Genomic DNA, 16,506 nt, shown 5'->3' on the forward strand with positions numbered 1-16,506 from the left:
ACAATTGAATTTGGGGCCGATGTCTGCATCGGCCCCGTTGATGTTAATGTGAAGGATGTTCTACGGTATCCCTCATTTGCCGGGCTGCGGAAACCATGGTCTTCAAGGCTTCCTTGGTTTCTTTCCATCCCCGGGTCTTCAATCCGCAATCCGGGTTTACCCAAATTTTGGATGCGGGCAGCACGTTTTGGGCCTTTTTGAGGAGTTCCAAAATTTCATCGGAAGACGGAACTCTTGGTGAATGGATGTCATAAACACCTGGTCCGATGTCGTTGGGATAATCGAACTCTGAAAAAGCATCCAAAAGCTCCATCTGTGATCGGGAACATTCGATGGTGATCACATCGGCATCCATGTCCGCAATGTCCTTGATGATGTCGTTGAACTCCGAATAGCACATATGTGTATGGATCTGTGTGGAATCCTCCACACCGCTCGTGGACAGCTTGAATGCTCCAATGGCCCAGTCCAGGTAGGCTTTCCAATTCTTTTTTCGCAAAGGTAGTCCCTCGCGTATCGCAGGTTCATCTACCTGTATGATCTGAATGCCTGCTTTTTCAAGATCTACCACTTCGTCAAGAATGGCCAGGGCAATCTGGTTGCAGGTAATGGAACGGGCTTGGTCGTCCCGCACGAACGACCATTGCAGAATGGTAACCGGCCCTGTGAGCATCCCTTTTACGGGTTTTTCTGTCAATGATTGCGCAAAAGCGGTCCAGAACACCGTCATGGGCTTGGGTCTTGACACATCCCCGAAAATGATGGGGGGTTTCACGCATCGTGAGCCATAGCTCTGTACCCACCCATTTTGGGTAAAGGCAAAACCTTCCAACTGTTCGCCGAAATATTCCACCATGTCGTTGCGTTCAAACTCACCGTGCACGGGCACATCGAGACCGATCTCTTCTTGAAAGTGTATCGCCTTTTCGGTCTCTTTTTTTAGAAAATCGATGTATTTCTGTTCGTTGAGATCCCCTTTCTTGAACAGGGACCGGGCCTGCCTCACCTCTGGGGTCTGGGGGAAGGAGCCGATGGTCGTCGTGGGGAAGATCGGCAGTTTTAAATGTGCGGCTTGTAAGACCTTTCTTTTTTCAAAGGGAGATGTCCTTCGGAAGTCGCTTTCGTTGAGGTGTTCCACCCGTTTTTTTACCTCGGGTTTATGGATCCGCGTGGAGTCCTTCCTTTTCTCCATCGAGGCCAAATTGTCCTTGAAGAGCTGGTGGGAGGTATATTGGGGGATTTCTGCAAGTGTTTTGAGGCTTTGGAGTTCCTCCAGTTTCTGTTTGGCAAAGGCCATCCAGTCCTTCACTTCCTTTGGAAGTGTTTTTCCGTGGCTCTCCAAATCCAGATCATTGGGTACGTGCAGGAGCGAACAGGATGGGGAGATGATGATGCGGTCTTCACCCAATTGCTTTTTTGCTTTGTGGATATATTCCAAGGAATGTGCAAAATCATTTTTCCACACATTGCGACCGTCCACCACACCCAATGACAGGGATGTTTTTTCTCCAAGCTTTCCAGATTCCAAAACTTCGTCCAATAGATCGGGGCTTCGTTTCAGGTCCAGATGTATGGTACAGACAGGTAATGAAAGCACCGCATCTAGATTATCCCCGAAACCTTCAAAATAGCTGGCCAACAGAATTTTTAATGAGGGAAACTTCTCGGCTATTCCCTGATATACTTTGGTAATGGCCTCTTGTTCCCCGGCCGTCAGATCTGTGGCAAGAATGGGTTCGTCCATTTGGACCCAAGTGGCCCCCTCTTCCACCAATTTCTCCAAAAGGATATGGTAAACAGGAAGTAGTTTGGGCAATAGGTCGAGCCTATGGAACCCGTCCTCTTTTTCCTTGCCCAGCAGTAGATAGGTCACAGGGCCCAAAAGAATAGGTTTGGTCTGAATTCCCAAGGCCTTGGCCTCGTTGAACTCATCGATGATTTTTGTGGAAAGTAATCCAAATTCCTGGTCCTTTTCAAATTCTGGGACGATGTAGTGATAATTGGTGTCGAACCATTTGGTCATTTCCATGGCGATGACGTCCATTTCTTCTTTCTGATACCCCCTTGCCATGGCAAAATACAGGTCCATAAGGTTTCCTTGGGATTCCTTCACATCGAAATAACGTTTGGGAACGGCCCCGACCATTAGGGTGGTGTCCAAAACCTGATCATAAAAGGAGAAGTCGTTGGAAGGGATCAGGTCGATACCTTTTTCGTGTTGGAGCATCCAGTTTTCCTTTCGGATACGCTTTCCGGTTTCCAACAGGTCCCCCAAAGAGGTCTTGCCGGACCAATACGTTTCGCAGGCCCTTTTCAGCTCACGGTGGGCCCCGATTCTTGGGTAGCCCAAATTGCTTGTTTTCATTGCTAAAGCTTTTATAAAATTGAACAATTAGATAAAAGCTCCCTAGCTCAACTCCGCAGTGCCCTGAACAAGAAGAACGCCCAAGATTTTTCCACCGGATGACCAAGGGGAAAGGATAAGGGGACGCCCGACCTGCCCTATACGCGAAGGCACCGTCAAAATCCTACAAAGTAGGAACGATATGGGCAGGTATCCTGGCTTGTCCGATTTTTGCCAGCCTTCTCATCCCGTAGGACAATGGCTCTTTTGGCAAAAACATGCTATCCCAAAATGGGATCGGACTTACAGTTGCGCGTCAGCTCGTGATTTGCACACGATTCCCTTTTAATCCCGACCTATGTCGGAAACCCTTATCGTTTTGATAAAGAAATTAAGTAAAGAACTTATGGGCGTAAAAGTAGGCAATATTCTGCTCAATTGGATAGGCCAGGTTATTTGTGGAGAAAATAGTACTGCCGAATGACACTTATCAGCTTTTCTGGAAAGGGCACTTTTTAAGTTTGTTACAGTGATTTTTTGGCCACAAAATGGGAATGTTGATAAAAGTGTTGAGAACCTCATAGGGCCAATGTGAAATCCAAGTAAAGAAAATATGAATTTTACAATCGAGCTATTTCGTGCAACTCCAAAAAGTTTTCCAAATGCATATTTCTCATATCACTAAAAGAGATTTTAGTACCCAAACATTTGATTTACACAAGATTACCAGTGCTATTCTAAAGGCCATGACCGCAGTGGACCATGGGCAGATCAGTGATGCGCAGGCCATTGCCGACAATGTCCAACGTACTTTGCTGGAGCGAAAGAGCAAGGACGAGCAGTATGTGCCGACCGTGGAAGAGGTACAGGATGTTGTGGAGAACGAGCTTATGAACAGTGAGTTCCATGACGTGGCCAAAGCATACATTATTTATAGGAACAAGAGGGCCCAAATGCGCCAAACGGACATTTTTGAAAAGCGCATCAACCTGAAGCCCTACGAGTATCCACAATTGTACGAATACGTGCCTGCGATCAGGCACTCGTATTGGATCCATACCGAGTTCAACTTTACCAGCGACATCCAGGATTTCAAATCTGGCCTGAGCGAAGTTGAAAAAAGTGCCATCAAGAACACCATGTTGGCCATATCCCAAATAGAGGTGGCGGTAAAGACATTTTGGGGGGATATTTACCATCGCATGCCCAAACCGGAAATAGGGTCCGTGGGGGCCACTTTTGCCGAGAGCGAGGTGAGGCACCACGATGCCTATTCCCATTTGTTGGAGATATTGGGCCTCAACAACGAGTTTGAGAACCTCAAGAAAAAGCCCGTTATTATGAAACGGGTGCAGTATTTGGAGACTGCCCTAAAAAATGCCAAGAGCGAGAACAACAAGGAATATGCTGAGTCCATTTTGCTCTTTTCCCTGTTCATCGAGCACGTTTCCCTCTTCTCCCAGTTCTTGATCATCATGGCGTTCAACAAGCATAAAAACATGCTCAAGGGAATTTCCAACGTGGTCGAGGCCACCTCCAAGGAAGAACAGATCCATGGCGATTTCGGAATCGATGTCATCAACATCATCAAGAAGGAGCATCCTGAATGGTTTGATCAGGAGTACAGGACCATGATCCAAGAAATATGCGAAGAGGCCTACCAATCGGAGAGCAAGATCGTGGATTGGATCTTTGAGGAAGGCGAACTTGACTTTTTGCCCAAGGCCGTGGTGAACGAATTCATCAAAAATCGATTCAACAACTCGTTGGAGAGCATAGGCATTGCCAAAATATTCGATGTCGATCAAAAACTATTGGCACAGACCGAATGGTTCGATGACGAGATCATAGGAACAAAACACGGAGACTTTTTTGTGAAAAGATCCATCAACTATAGCAAGAGAACACAAAGTATAACCAGCGACGACCTTTTTTAATTATGGAGAACAAGACCCCATCATCCCCGCAGATCACGGACCAGATCAAAGACAACAAGACCCAAGAACTTGTAAATGCCAGAAAGGATGCCTTGGCCAAACTCAAGACCAAAGAGGAAGACAACGGGTTTGAATGGCTGAATGAATACAGCCGCAGTTTTTTGGGGTCGGGCTACCTCACCGAAGGGGCAACTCCGGAGGGACGTATCCGTGAAATTGCGGAAAGGGCCGAACATATTTTACAGATACCTGGTTATGCGGACAAGTTCTACAACTATATGTCCGAAGGGTTTTTCTCCCTGGCATCGCCCGTTTGGTCCAATTTTGGGAAAAGAAGGGGGTTGCCCATCAGCTGTTTTGGGTCCCACATCGATGACGATATGGGGAACATCCTTTACACCCAATCCGAGGTGGGCATGATGTCCAAATTGGGTGGTGGAACGTCCGGTTATTTTGGAAAGATCAGGCACAGGGGCGCCCCGGTGAAGAACAACGGACAAGCTTCCGGAGCGGTCCATATCATGCAATTGTTCGAGTCCATGGTGGACGTGGTGAGCCAAGGTTCCGTTCGTCGCGGCCGTTTTTCGCCCTATCTGCCCATAGACCATAAGGACATCATGGAGTTCTTGGAAATAGGGACCGAAGGAAACCCGATCCAACAGCTTACCCACGGGGTCACCGTGACCAACCAATGGATGGAGGAAATGATAGCCGGCGATGAGGACAAACGGGTCGTTTGGGCAAAGGTGCTCCAGAGAAGGGGAGAAATGGGGTATCCCTATGTGTTCTTCTCCGACAACGCCAACAATGGGGCAGTGGATGTGTATAGGGACAAAGATCATCGTATTTATGCCAGTAACCTTTGTACGGAGATCATGTTGCCGTCCAACGACAATTGGTCCTTTGTTTGTGTGCTTTCCAGTATCAACCTGTTGCACTACGACAAATGGAAAAACACCGATGCCGTGGAGACCATGGTCTATTTCTTGGATGCCGTGATCACCGAATTCATCGAAAAGTTGGAGGCCTACAGGGATTCTACCGATCGTGATGACAGACAGACCTTCCTCTTTATGGAAAGGGCCTATAACTTTGCCAAGGAAAACCGAGCCTTGGGTCTAGGGGCCTTGGGCTGGCATTCTTTGTTGCAGTCGAAGAGGCTCGCTTTTGATAGCCAGGAGGCATACAATCTGAACAACGAAATATTCAAGGCCATCAAGGATCGTTCCTACAAGGCATCCGAAGAATTGGCCGAACGTTTTGGCGAACCTGAGGTACTGAAAGGCTATGGCAGAAGGAACACGACCTTGAACGCCATTGCACCGACCACTTCCTCAGCCTTTATCTTGGGCCAAGTGTCGCAGGGAATAGAGCCTATCTGGAGCAATTGTTACGTGAAGGACATTGCAAAGATCAAGGTGACCATCAAGAATCCTTATCTCATGGACCTGTTGGAGGAAAAAGGACAAAATACCGCAGAGGTCTGGAAGAGCATCCGAGATATGGACGGTTCCGTACAGCATCTGGAGTTTTTGACCGAAGAGGAGAAGGCAGTTTTCAAGACCTATTCCGAATTGGACCAGTTGGACATTGTGTACCAAGCTGCCAACAGACAGAACCATATTGACCAGGGCCAATCGGTGAACATCATCGTGCACCCCGACATGCCCACGAAGGACATCAACAAAATCCACGTAACGGCATGGAAACTGGGGCTGAAGTCTTTGTACTATCAGCACAGTATGAATGCCGCACAAAAGTTCAAGCAAAAGAAAGAGTGCACCAGTTGCGAGGCGTAACAATATCCCCACTACAATTAAAAAAGGAGGTTTCGATAGTTTTCGGACCTCCTTTTTTGTTGAACTAACTAGAAATGTTTTAAATAATATTGATGTCCACCGAGGTCCTGCTCTGCCACCCGGTCTGGTCGGTCACGGAATAGGCGCAGTGGTAATCCCCTGGATCGATATCATCTGGAATGGTCACGGATATGTTGATCTCATAGGAGGTCGCCCCATTTTCAATAGTATGGTTCCCAATAAAGAGCAAGGGGTTCACTGCTTCCTTGATAGTCCCCAGTTCGCATTGGGCGCCTTGATCATCATGGGTGTGGTGGTCAAAGTTGTGATGGATGTTCAGGCTATAGGAAGCCAACGCCACATTGTCGGTCACCTTTGCCCTAAAAGAATAGCTCTTCCCCCTTTCCAAGGTTTGGCAGGCTTGCGGAAACCCGTCCGCATAGTTGACGCTAATAGAGGGTTTCTCTTCGTCAATGGTACTGTCACTGTTACTCGAACAGGCTGCTAGCAACAATACGGGAACGGCACAGAAAAGATGTTTGAGAATCAATTTCATTTTGGATTTTTTAATTCGTTTGAAGATAAAGAGGCTGTCTAAAAAGGATTAAATTGTCATTTTGAGCGCAGTCGAAAAATCTCTACTATTTTAATATCGGATAGTTGAATTCTTGAAAGATTCTTCATTTCATTCAGAATGACACTTTTTGGACAACCTCTCATGATTGTTACAATGCAGTTACATCGATATGGGTCTCATATTCCAGAGTGTTTCCATCCTCATCCTCAATGGTGAAAAGAATGTGGTATTCTCCAGCCGGAGCAGTTGCAGGAACGTCAATGTGCTCATGGAACTCCACCTCTGTCTGATCATGATAGCCTTCGGAATAGCTGTTCTCGAAATCCCATTCCACTTCACCTTCACCGACCTCAAGCCCATGTCCGTGAATATCCACAGTAATTTCATGGATTCCATGTGCCGCATGGATAATGAATTCGGTATGCATATCGGAGCCCCTGACAACGGTTTCACTGATGGAAATTTCACTCAAGGTAATGGCATCCATAATTTGGAGATGACCTTCGGCCTCGGTGCTGTTGCCCAACTCATCCGTCACGGTCAACAGGACATGGTATTCGCCCGAAGGAATGTTGGAAGGGATATCGACATGCTCGTGGAAGGTTGGGTTGATGACCAAATAGCTGGCATTGGTATAGGTCTGTTCAAAGTCCCATTCCACTTCACCTTCGCCGGGTTCTAGGTCGTGGGCGTGGATGGCAAGGGAAATACTGCTCACCGTGGCAGGGGCAGTGATCTCTGCCTCCAAATGGATATCGGAGCCCTTGTAAGCCACTTGGTCTTCGGAGTGACTGCTTCCCTCTCCATATTCAAAGTTGGAAATGATCGGGGCGGCCGCAGTGGGTGTGCCCTCGTCATCACTGCTACAAGATTGCAAGAGGATTCCTAAAAAGGCAACGATTGCTAAAGGTTTAAGATTTGTTTTCATTCTTCTTTTGTTTTTGGTGTTATACTTCATTTGATTTAATTCCTAAAATGGAAAGGTCATTGAAACGGATAGGTTCCTGCCAGCTTCGGGAACATCAATGAGCCTATAAAAACTGGTGTGGTCGAAATACTCGGTGTTGAATGCATTGTTCAGTTTGATGCGCAATTGCGCCGGTTTCCCATTCCCAAAAAGAGGGATTCCCGTAGTTGCCGAAATGTTCAGTGCTTGATAGCCCTCCGTTTTTTCCTCGGGCGGAGCGATGTCGTTTTGGGCGGCCGTTACTCTTAGGTCGGCCATCAACCGTGGCGATTGAAAAAAAGCGATATCCTTGAATTGGTAACTCGCAGAGAACAATCCGGACAAGGGCGGTGAAAAGGGCAATGTAAAATCCTTTTTGGGTCCACTGGTCTGTCTGGAATACACATACTCCACAGAAGCATCCAAGCGTAGAGCATCCGTTACGGGGACACCGGTCCTTGCTTCACCACCAAACCTGATGACCTTGCTCTGCGTGTATTCATAGATCTGGAGGGTCTCATTATAATTGGGGGTCGGGTTCAGATAGATAAAATTTTCAAAAAAGTTGATAAAGGGACTTATCCCCAAAGTGAACTTTTCAGTGGAATGCTCCACATCCAGGTCCAATTGGTAGGACTGTTCAGGGTCCAAATCAATGTTCCCTCGCTCGTACCGGTACATATGATAGTTCACCCCGTCAGAAGCAAGTTCGTTGGCTAAGGGCATCCTAAAACTTTTCCCCAGGTTGATCTTATAGGTAGTGCCCTTGTTGAGGTAACTCAGACCGACCGAGCCACTGAAATTGCCAAATTCCAGACTTCTGTTCTGTGCCCGCTGCAAGAAAACATAGGAAGTGGTCCCATCGGCATTGTCCATAGGGGTTTGGAACCAATCAAAATGCGATTGGGTATCCACAAGGCCCACATCGTAACGCAATCCGCCTTGAAAATGTAGGTTTTCGTGTATCCTGAAATGGTCAAAAACGAACGCACCCACAGTCAAGCGATTATACGTCGGGATCAGAAAGCCCCAGCCCCCTATGTTGTTGTCCTGAAATTCGGCATTGATGCCAAAGACCAGATCATGTTCGGGAGTAGGCCGATACGTGTCCTTCAGGTTTAAGGAATAGGTGTTTTTGGTAAAGACCCTTTCCCTGCTGTTGGACGGGGCGGGCATATATCCGTGTGGCACTGGTTCCGAATGTTCCTCCCTTTGGTTGTTCTGATAGCCCATATCCACTTGGAAAGTGTGTTCCCCTTTGTAGATTGTGGTGTTATGGGTAATCTTCAAATGGTTCACTTGATGGAAGGGCAGGTCCACATCCCTACTGGAGCTATCATAATCAATGGAAGAATTTCGCACCTCAAGTCCGTGTGCATTGGCAAAAAAGCCGTTCTTGGCGTTTACATTGCTGAAAAAGGTCTCGGACTTGATATTATTGGACACAAAACCGATACTGAAACTCGCATTGGCTTCCCTGCCCGCCGTATTTCTCAGGTGGTTTTCATGCAGTTCAAAAATGTAGTTTTCATAGTTGATTCTGTCTGTGGGCACTTTGTAATCGCCATAGTCTCGGTAGGTCAGTCTTCCTCTGTAGAACCACTTTTCCTTCCGCGCCTGTACCCCGGCAGAAATACCGAAAAGGTCATTGTTGGTCTCTCCCAACAGGTTTACCTCTCCTCCGAACGAGTTTGGTGCAGGAATTTTTTGGGGCTGGATGTCCACGACCCCTGCAATGGCATCGGAACCATAGAGCAAAGAGGCAGGCCCTTTGATGATCTGGATGTTGTCAATGCCGTATTGATCGATTTCCAACCCGTGGTCGTTGCCCCATTGTTGTGCTTCGTGCTTGATACCGTTCTGTACCACGCTCACTCTGTTGAAACCCAACCCGCGAATTACGGGTTTGGACTGTCCCGAGCCAATGGTGATGGTACTTACACCGGGGATTTTTCGTAGGGTCTGCATAAGGCTGCTCTCCCTGTTGCTTTCCAAAAAATCCTTGGATACCCCAACGGTTATGGTGGACAGCTCCCGTGCTTTACGTTGCTCGGTCTTTCCGGTGAGTTCCACACCATCAAGATTGGTGACCGATTCTTTGAGCTGGATCACCACATTCTCCAGGTTGTCATTTACTTCTACAGTGAGCTGTTCCGTGGCATAACCTATATGGCTGATTTCAAAATGGTGACTGCCCTTGGGGATTTTGCCTATGACGAACTCCCCATTTTCGGAGGAGACGGCATAGAGGTTTAAACCGATGATGTTGGCACCAGCAATGGGTTTTAGGGTATTGGCATCCACAATAATCCCTTTCAAGGAATGGGTCTCTTGTGCGGATGCCTGTGCACATAGGCTGATGAACAGCCATGCCACGAGCATGTTTTTGAACATTTTGGGAAACGATAAATTCTTGCAATTGCCTCGGGAAGAGGCTTTAACATTGTCGGTTTTTTCCTAGGTCCTTGTTGCGGGTATAGCTGTAAATCAGCGGGTTTGCCTACTTTCTTACAAACCTATGGGATGCAAGGAAAGCGGCACAATCCCAATCATGGAATGGGACCGTTCAAACAGTGAACAAAGAAAAAAGGGATGGGTTAGGCAGAAGGAGGGGGCCTTGAAAAAAGAAGGCTGGGGTCAGTGTTGCAAGAAATTTGAAAATCATACCCAGCTTCTACTTTATGATGAAGGACAAATTCGACATTTGGTGACAACGGTTCCCCGGGGTCGCTAAGGACGGCTGGAGTATGGCTGTCCGCGGCAATGTTGTGACAGATGGCACAATGGTCCACATAATCGGTATCGTCATCGTGGGTAAGCACGTGAAGTCCAATAAGTTTCGTTGCCAGAAAAAGGGCAAGAAACATAAAGGAGATGCTATTTTTGAGACGATTTGCCTTCATAGGGATACAAACATATTAAAAAACCGCCGTTTTGTACCAGCAATTAGCTCTTTCGTATTGAACTTTTGTCAAATCCTGAATTTTGCGGGCCGTAATCAATTGAATAATGCCTCGGTCAGTTCCTTGTTGACCACTGCTCCGGTAAAATTACCAAAATGTACCGCATTGGCCACAGATCGCATGGGGCTCGAGTTGTCGCCGCAGGCATAAACACCCTCAACTGTTGTTCGCTGTAGCATATCTGTTTTGATGTACCCTTGTTCATTCAGTTCACAGCCGAGGTCCATCGGGATCTGTGAATGTTGTTGAAAGGGAACGGCAGCGTACAAAGCGTCCAAATCAAGTTTTTCACCATTTTGGAAGACCACCTTTTGCATTTGGCCATTTTGATGCTCGATTTCAACAATCTCCCTTTCATCAACAATGATGTTGTGCTTTTTCAACGTCTGGGATTGTTCCGGGGAAAAGGAAGCAGGGCCAGACGTCAGGATGGTCAGTTCATTGGTGAGATTGTTCACCAGTGAGGCCAAATGAAATGCCCGATCTCCTTGCGCAAAGATTCCAGTTTTCTTGTTTTTGAACTCATAGCCATGGCAGTAGGGGCAGTGTATGACGGTTTTGCCCCAGCAATCGGAAAATCCCTTGATGTCGGGCATTATATCCTTGATGCCTGAGGCAAAAATCAATTTTTTACCCAAAAAAGAGTGACCGGATTGTGTCTTGACCTCAAATTGATTGCCCTTTTTTACCCCTTCAGAAGCAAAACCCTCAAAAAAATGCACGGATGCATAGTGTTCCACCTGCTGTTTTGCCAATGATGAGATTTCCTTGGGGGTATTCCCATCTTGGGTCAGAAAATTATGGGAATGGGGCGTTTTTTGATTGCAGGGATTGCCACTGTCAATGACCAAGGTCTGCTTCAACGATCGTCCCAAGGACATGGCAGCCGATAGTCCTGCATAACTGCCGCCGATGATGATCACATCAAAAATCTTGTCTTTTTCCATAAGTGGTTTTATATTGGGATGGAGCTGACAAAATTAAAAATTAATCTTATTATTGCAACAAAGTCGCATTAATATTTTATGAAACGAAGAAACACACCCACAAAGGAGGCCGTTCTCAACTTGCTTTCCCAGACCCAGAAGGCAATGAGCCATGACGCCATTGCGCAAGAGATCGATGTGGATGCCAATAGGGCAACAATATATCGGGTGTTGAACCAATTTTGTGAGGATGGGGTCGTGCACAAGGTGGTGGCCGAGGATGGTAAACAATATTTCGCAGTCTGTATGAACTGTGAAGGAAATGCCATGCCCGACCATCATTTTCACTTTCGTTGCACCAATTGCCACACCATAGAGTGTTTGGGGGAATCGGTGCATTTTTCGGTCCCTAAAGGTTATGAGGTAGAAAACGTGAACTGCCTGTTGACAGGGGTTTGCTTGAGATGCAAGTGATTTTGTAAAGTGCTAACAATCAATTGTATAATGTAACTAATGGTCTTTTGGTAAATACTTTATCGGTTTTCAATGACTTCGATTACTTTCATCATTTATGCTATGTTTCACAACAAATGATGGATGCAATACAACATAACTTCCCTTTTTTCCTTGGTAGTTGATATGTTTGGATGGTCTTGCTATGCAAGGGCAGCCTCATCGACCCAACTATGAACAGACCCCAGCCTCTGAATAAACCAAGCATTTTCCTGTTATCCTTTCTTCTACTGTTCGTTTCAATACAAATGGGGTATTCACAGCAATGTGCAGTGAATGCAGGAGCAGACCAGATCATTACCCAAATGACCCCTATCTTTTTGGATGCCGATACCCCTGTAGTGGGAACCGGTATGTGGACACAGCTATCCGGCCCAACATTGGTCACCTTTGATGATGTCGCCGATCCTAAAACAGAAGTATTGGGGACCATCCCAGGAACCTACTTCTTTGAATGGACCGTCTCGGATGTGAGCTGTGATACGGCTTCCGATACGGTAGGCATTTCCATTGTAGGGGTAGATCTGTCCTTGACCAAAGAAATCAACAAATCACCCCCATTGGTGAGCGATAATGTCATGTTTACCCTTACGGTAAGCAATGCAGGGCCTGGTGCGGCAACTTCGGTGGAGGTGACCGACCTGCTCCCTTCTGGATACACCTATGTCTCCGACAATGGTGGAGGTGATTACAACGATGCCAATGGTATTTGGAATGTGGGTACATTGGCCAGCGGTGGTTCGGAAAGTTTGAACATTCTGGCCATAGTAAACCCATCTGGGGATTATACCAATATTGCTGAAATCACGGGGCATGACCAAATCGATTTGGATTCGACCCCGAACAATGGGGTTCCAGGCGAGGATGACCAAGGCGAAGTTACGATCATACCCACCCCAGTTGTGGATGTTGCCTTGACCAAAACGGTCGATAATCTTATTCCAGACGTTGGGGAGGAAATCGTTTTTACCATCACGGTATGGAACGATGGCCCCAGTGATGCCACCAATGTGGTGGTTACCGATCTTTTGGCTTCGGGCTACTCGTTCATCAATGCGATGCCATCCATTGGAACATATGAAGCGACAAGTGGCTCATGGTCGGTGGGAAATTTGGACAATGGTGCTGTGGAAACTTTGGACATCACCGTGGAAGTGCTCCCTACGGGAAACTATATCAATACGGCCGAAGTGACACAGGTGTCCGAGGGCGATGTGGATTCGACCCCAGGCAACAATAGTAGCGCGGAGGATGACCAGCAAACCGTGGAACCGGTCCCTCTACCCGTATCCGATCTTCTTTTGCGCAAATCTGTGAATGTGTTGAGTCCGTATGTGGGCCAAGAGGTGATATTCAGTATCAGTGTGACCAATTTGGGGCCCAGTGACGTGACCGGGGTGGAAATCATGGATGTATTGCCAACAGGGTATACCTATGTGTCCAACAATAGGACAGCAGGGGTATACGATCCCGTTTCCGGCATTTGGGCATTGAATGGCGTCCTAGTGGATCAGAATACGGAAACCTTGAACATTGTGGCCACGGTCAATGCTACCGGAGAACATTTCAATGTGGCCGAAGTGATTTCTTCCAACAATTATGACCCCAATTCAACACCGAACAACAACAATGTCTTTGAGAACGATCTGGACAGTGCGGGTACAACACCCATCCCAGCGGCCGATTTAATGTTGGAACTGATGGTGGACAATGGGTTCCCAGATGTTGGTTCCCAGGTTACTTTCATCATTATATTGACCAATGAAGGCCCTAGTGAAGCTCTTGGGGTCATTGTGGAGGCCTTTTTACCCTCTGGCTATACCTATGTGTCCGATGATTCGAGTGGACGGTACAATCCTTTCAACGGTCTGTGGAACATAGGAAACATTGATGCGGACAGCAGTTTGGAATTCCAGATGGTTGCCGAAGTGAACCCAGTGGGCGACTACAATTTTAAAACGGAAGTGGTTACCTCCAGGTTCCATGATCCGGATTCCATTCCGGGGAATCATGTGTCATCGGAGGACGATCAGGCAGAACTTGCCACCGTGCCGAGACATGTGACGGATATTTCCATTTCAAAGACCGTGGACGACATGAACCCAGATGTAGGGGATACCGTTGTGTTCACTGTCCAAGCGAACAATGCGGGACCCAATGACGCCACCGGTTTGGTGATAGAGGACAAACTGCAAACAGGATATCGGTTTATTTCGGCCCAAACAACCGCCGGGACCTATGATGAGGCATCCGGTTCTTGGGACCTTCCCGACTTGTCCAGCGGTAGTTCGCAGACATTGCGGATTTCGGTATCGGTGCTCCCCGAAGGGAATTACAGGAACACGGCCGAACTCATTGCACTGGATACCTATGACCCGGACTCCACGCCCAACAACAATTTGGGGTCTGAGGATGATCAAGATACCGTATTGCCGGTTCCGGGGGCCGTGGCCGACCTTTCCTTGACCATGACCGTGGACAATCCCACACCCAATGTTGGGGATGTGGTGCGGTTTGTGATCAGTGTCACCAATAGTGGACCTTCGGATGCCATTGGGGTCGAGGTCACCAACCTGCTGCCCAGTGGTTACACCTACCAGTCCCATAGTTCCACGGCAGGGGTCTATGCTGCCGGAGCAGGTGTTTGGAGCGTGAACAGGACCATTTTTGACCAGAACACCGAAAGTTTGGAACTCCTTGCCCGAGTGAATGCCCCAACGGCCTTACCCGGGGAATATCTGAACATCGTCTACATATCGGCCAGTCTGTTGGCCGACCCGGACAGCAATCCTCTTCAGGGCATGGATGAAGATGACCTTTCGAACGGTCTGGAAGATGATGATGAGGCCAGTGCGTTTGTGGTGCCACAGACCACGGACATTTCCATTTCAAAAGAAGTGGACAATCCGTTTCCCAACATCGGGGATGAGGTCGTGTTTACCATCTCCATCACCAATTTGGGTCCCGGTTTGGCATCTAACATCGGTATTGAGGAACAATTGCCCACTGGGTATAGGTTTGTAAATGCTGAAACCTCATTGGGAATTTTTGAGGCATCTTCAGGATTTTGGGAAATTGAAACGCTCCAGGTATTGGAATCGGCCACTTTAGAATTGACCGTTGAGGTATTGGACACAAATGATCATGTGAACCGGGCACTATTGTCTTATGTGGACCAATTTGATAGTGATGGTTCCAACGATATCGCCGAAGCTTTTGTGACACCGAGCTGCTTGGTGGTGTACAATGAATTTTCTCCCAATGGGGATGGGGTGAACGATTTTTTTACGATTGATTGTATCTCCCAATACCCTAACAACGTACTCCAAGTGTACAACCGATGGGGAAATATTGTGTTTGAGAAGCGTTCCTACAAGAATGATTGGGACGGAACCCCCAACGGACGGGCCATTATCCAAAAGGAAGATCGACTGCCCGTGGGCACATACTATTATCTACTCGATTTGGGGGATGGATCGGAACCACGAACGGATTGGCTCTACATAAACAGATAGCATGGGAAGGAAAAAAAATAAGAGAACAGTATTGAGGTATCTGTGCAGTATGGCACTATTGGGAACCATCTTCGTTTCGGCCCAGCAAGATCCGCAGTTCACCCAATACATGTACAACACGATGAGCGTTAACCCCGCTTATGCAGGATCGCAGGGACATCTTACAGCACTTTTGATGCACCGTTCCCAGTGGGTGGGCATCAATGGGGCTCCCAATACACAGGTCTTGGCGGTGGATTCCCCCTTGGAGAACAAGATCGGGGTGGGGGGTGTGCTGGCCCACGACGCTTTGGGCCCTTCTTCAGAAATATTCGTGGACGGGAACGTGTCCTATACCATACAGTTGGACAGTACCAATAGACAACTGTCCTTTGGGCTGAAGTTAGGTGGGAGGATCTTTGATGTTGATTTTTCCAAAGGGCTCATGGAAAATCCCGATATGGCCTTTCAGGACAATGTGAAGAGCAAATTCTTCCCTACCCTAGGTGCAGGGTTCTATTACCACACGGAAAAGGGATACCTGGGCTTTGCCGTGCCCAATTTCTTTTCGCAAAAACATTACGATGGGGAAGAACAGGAGATTGCGGCAGAACGCCTCCACTATTATTGGATCGGGGGGACTTTCATGGACATCACACCAGATGTGGTGCTCAAACCCGCTTTTTTTGTCAAATGGGTACCTGGTGCGCCTATGATCGCTGATATATCGGCCAGTGCCCTGATCAAAGAGACTTTTACCGTGGGACTCGCCTACAGGTGGGACGATTCGTTTTCTACCTTGTTGGGAATGCAGATCAATCCCAACCTAAGCGCGGGCTATGCCTATGACCTCACTTCTTCCAATTTGGCAGGCTATACCGGGGGCTCACATGAGATATTCCTTCGGTATGAGTTCAAATCGCTCCAGAAGCAACTCCAACGACCTACCTTTTAGGGTCAGGTCCATTCGGAATAGTCATTATCTTTATGGTATCAATACAGAAAGA

General features: G+C 47.4%; 11 protein-coding genes and 1 riboswitch. Of the genes, 5 read left to right on the plus strand and 6 right to left on the minus strand.

What is annotated here, in order from left to right:
- Positions 1-43 precede the first annotated feature (43 nt).
- On the minus strand, positions 44-2,365 hold the full coding sequence (gene metE / locus D2V93_RS16255; protein ID WP_119620150.1) for a 5-methyltetrahydropteroyltriglutamate--homocysteine S-methyltransferase: 2,322 nt from the start codon (positions 2,363-2,365) through the stop codon (positions 44-46).
- A gap of 167 nt (positions 2,366-2,532) precedes the next feature.
- Positions 2,533-2,732, minus strand: a riboswitch (cobalamin riboswitch).
- A 274-nt stretch (positions 2,733-3,006) separates the two neighbouring features.
- On the opposite strand from metE, the gene D2V93_RS16260 reads away from it, so the two are divergent.
- Both D2V93_RS16260 and D2V93_RS16265 read left to right on the plus strand, forming a co-directional pair.
- Positions 3,007-4,281, plus strand: a complete 1,275-nt coding sequence (locus D2V93_RS16260; protein ID WP_072880989.1) for a ribonucleotide-diphosphate reductase subunit beta — start codon at positions 3,007-3,009, stop codon at positions 4,279-4,281.
- Positions 4,282-4,283: 2 nt separating this feature from the next.
- The gene (locus D2V93_RS16265; protein WP_119620151.1) at positions 4,284-6,080 is read left to right on the plus strand and encodes a ribonucleoside-diphosphate reductase subunit alpha; all 1,797 of its coding nucleotides are present in this window, start codon (positions 4,284-4,286) and stop codon (positions 6,078-6,080) included.
- A gap of 79 nt (positions 6,081-6,159) precedes the next feature.
- Here the strand turns inward: D2V93_RS16265 and D2V93_RS16270 are convergent, their stop codons facing one another.
- The 5 genes from D2V93_RS16270 to D2V93_RS16290 all read right to left on the minus strand — a co-directional run bounded on the left by D2V93_RS16270 (position 6,160) and on the right by D2V93_RS16290 (position 11,513).
- Entirely contained in the window at positions 6,160-6,636 is a 477-nt protein-coding gene (locus D2V93_RS16270) for a DUF4625 domain-containing protein (RefSeq protein ID WP_119620152.1), read from the minus strand.
- A gap of 169 nt (positions 6,637-6,805) precedes the next feature.
- Positions 6,806-7,585 carry a DUF4625 domain-containing protein gene (locus tag D2V93_RS16275; protein WP_119620307.1) on the minus strand — a complete coding sequence of 260 codons (780 nt, stop codon included), beginning with the start codon at positions 7,583-7,585 and terminating at the stop codon, positions 6,806-6,808.
- 42 nt (positions 7,586-7,627) lie between these two features.
- On the minus strand, positions 7,628-9,997 hold the full coding sequence (locus D2V93_RS16280; protein ID WP_245978275.1) for a TonB-dependent receptor: 2,370 nt from the start codon (positions 9,995-9,997) through the stop codon (positions 7,628-7,630).
- Positions 9,998-10,200: 203 nt separating this feature from the next.
- Positions 10,201-10,470 carry a hypothetical protein gene (locus D2V93_RS16285; protein WP_220473646.1) on the minus strand — a complete coding sequence of 90 codons (270 nt, stop codon included), beginning with the start codon at positions 10,468-10,470 and terminating at the stop codon, positions 10,201-10,203.
- A 131-nt stretch (positions 10,471-10,601) separates the two neighbouring features.
- The gene (locus D2V93_RS16290; RefSeq protein WP_119620154.1) at positions 10,602-11,513 is read right to left on the minus strand and encodes an NAD(P)/FAD-dependent oxidoreductase; all 912 of its coding nucleotides are present in this window, start codon (positions 11,511-11,513) and stop codon (positions 10,602-10,604) included.
- Between the two features lie 78 nt (positions 11,514-11,591).
- Here D2V93_RS16290 and D2V93_RS16295 point away from each other — a divergent pair, with 78 nt between their 5' ends.
- The 3 genes from D2V93_RS16295 (at position 11,592) to D2V93_RS16305 (ending at position 16,454) form a co-directional block, all read left to right on the plus strand.
- Positions 11,592-11,966 (plus strand): Fur family transcriptional regulator, encoded by a 375-nt coding sequence (locus D2V93_RS16295; protein WP_119620155.1) that lies wholly within the window; start codon positions 11,592-11,594, stop codon positions 11,964-11,966.
- Positions 11,967-12,253: 287 nt separating this feature from the next.
- Positions 12,254-15,520, plus strand: coding sequence for a T9SS type B sorting domain-containing protein (locus tag D2V93_RS16300; RefSeq protein WP_182850010.1), 3,267 nt, complete (start codon positions 12,254-12,256; stop codon positions 15,518-15,520).
- A 1-nt stretch (position 15,521) separates the two neighbouring features.
- Positions 15,522-16,454, plus strand: coding sequence for a PorP/SprF family type IX secretion system membrane protein (locus tag D2V93_RS16305; protein ID WP_119620157.1), 933 nt, complete (start codon positions 15,522-15,524; stop codon positions 16,452-16,454).
- Positions 16,455-16,506: the final 52 nt, after the last annotated feature.

This window comes from Flagellimonas taeanensis (genome assembly GCF_003584105.1).
Taxonomy (GTDB): Bacteria; Bacteroidota; Bacteroidia; order Flavobacteriales; family Flavobacteriaceae; genus Flagellimonas; species Flagellimonas taeanensis.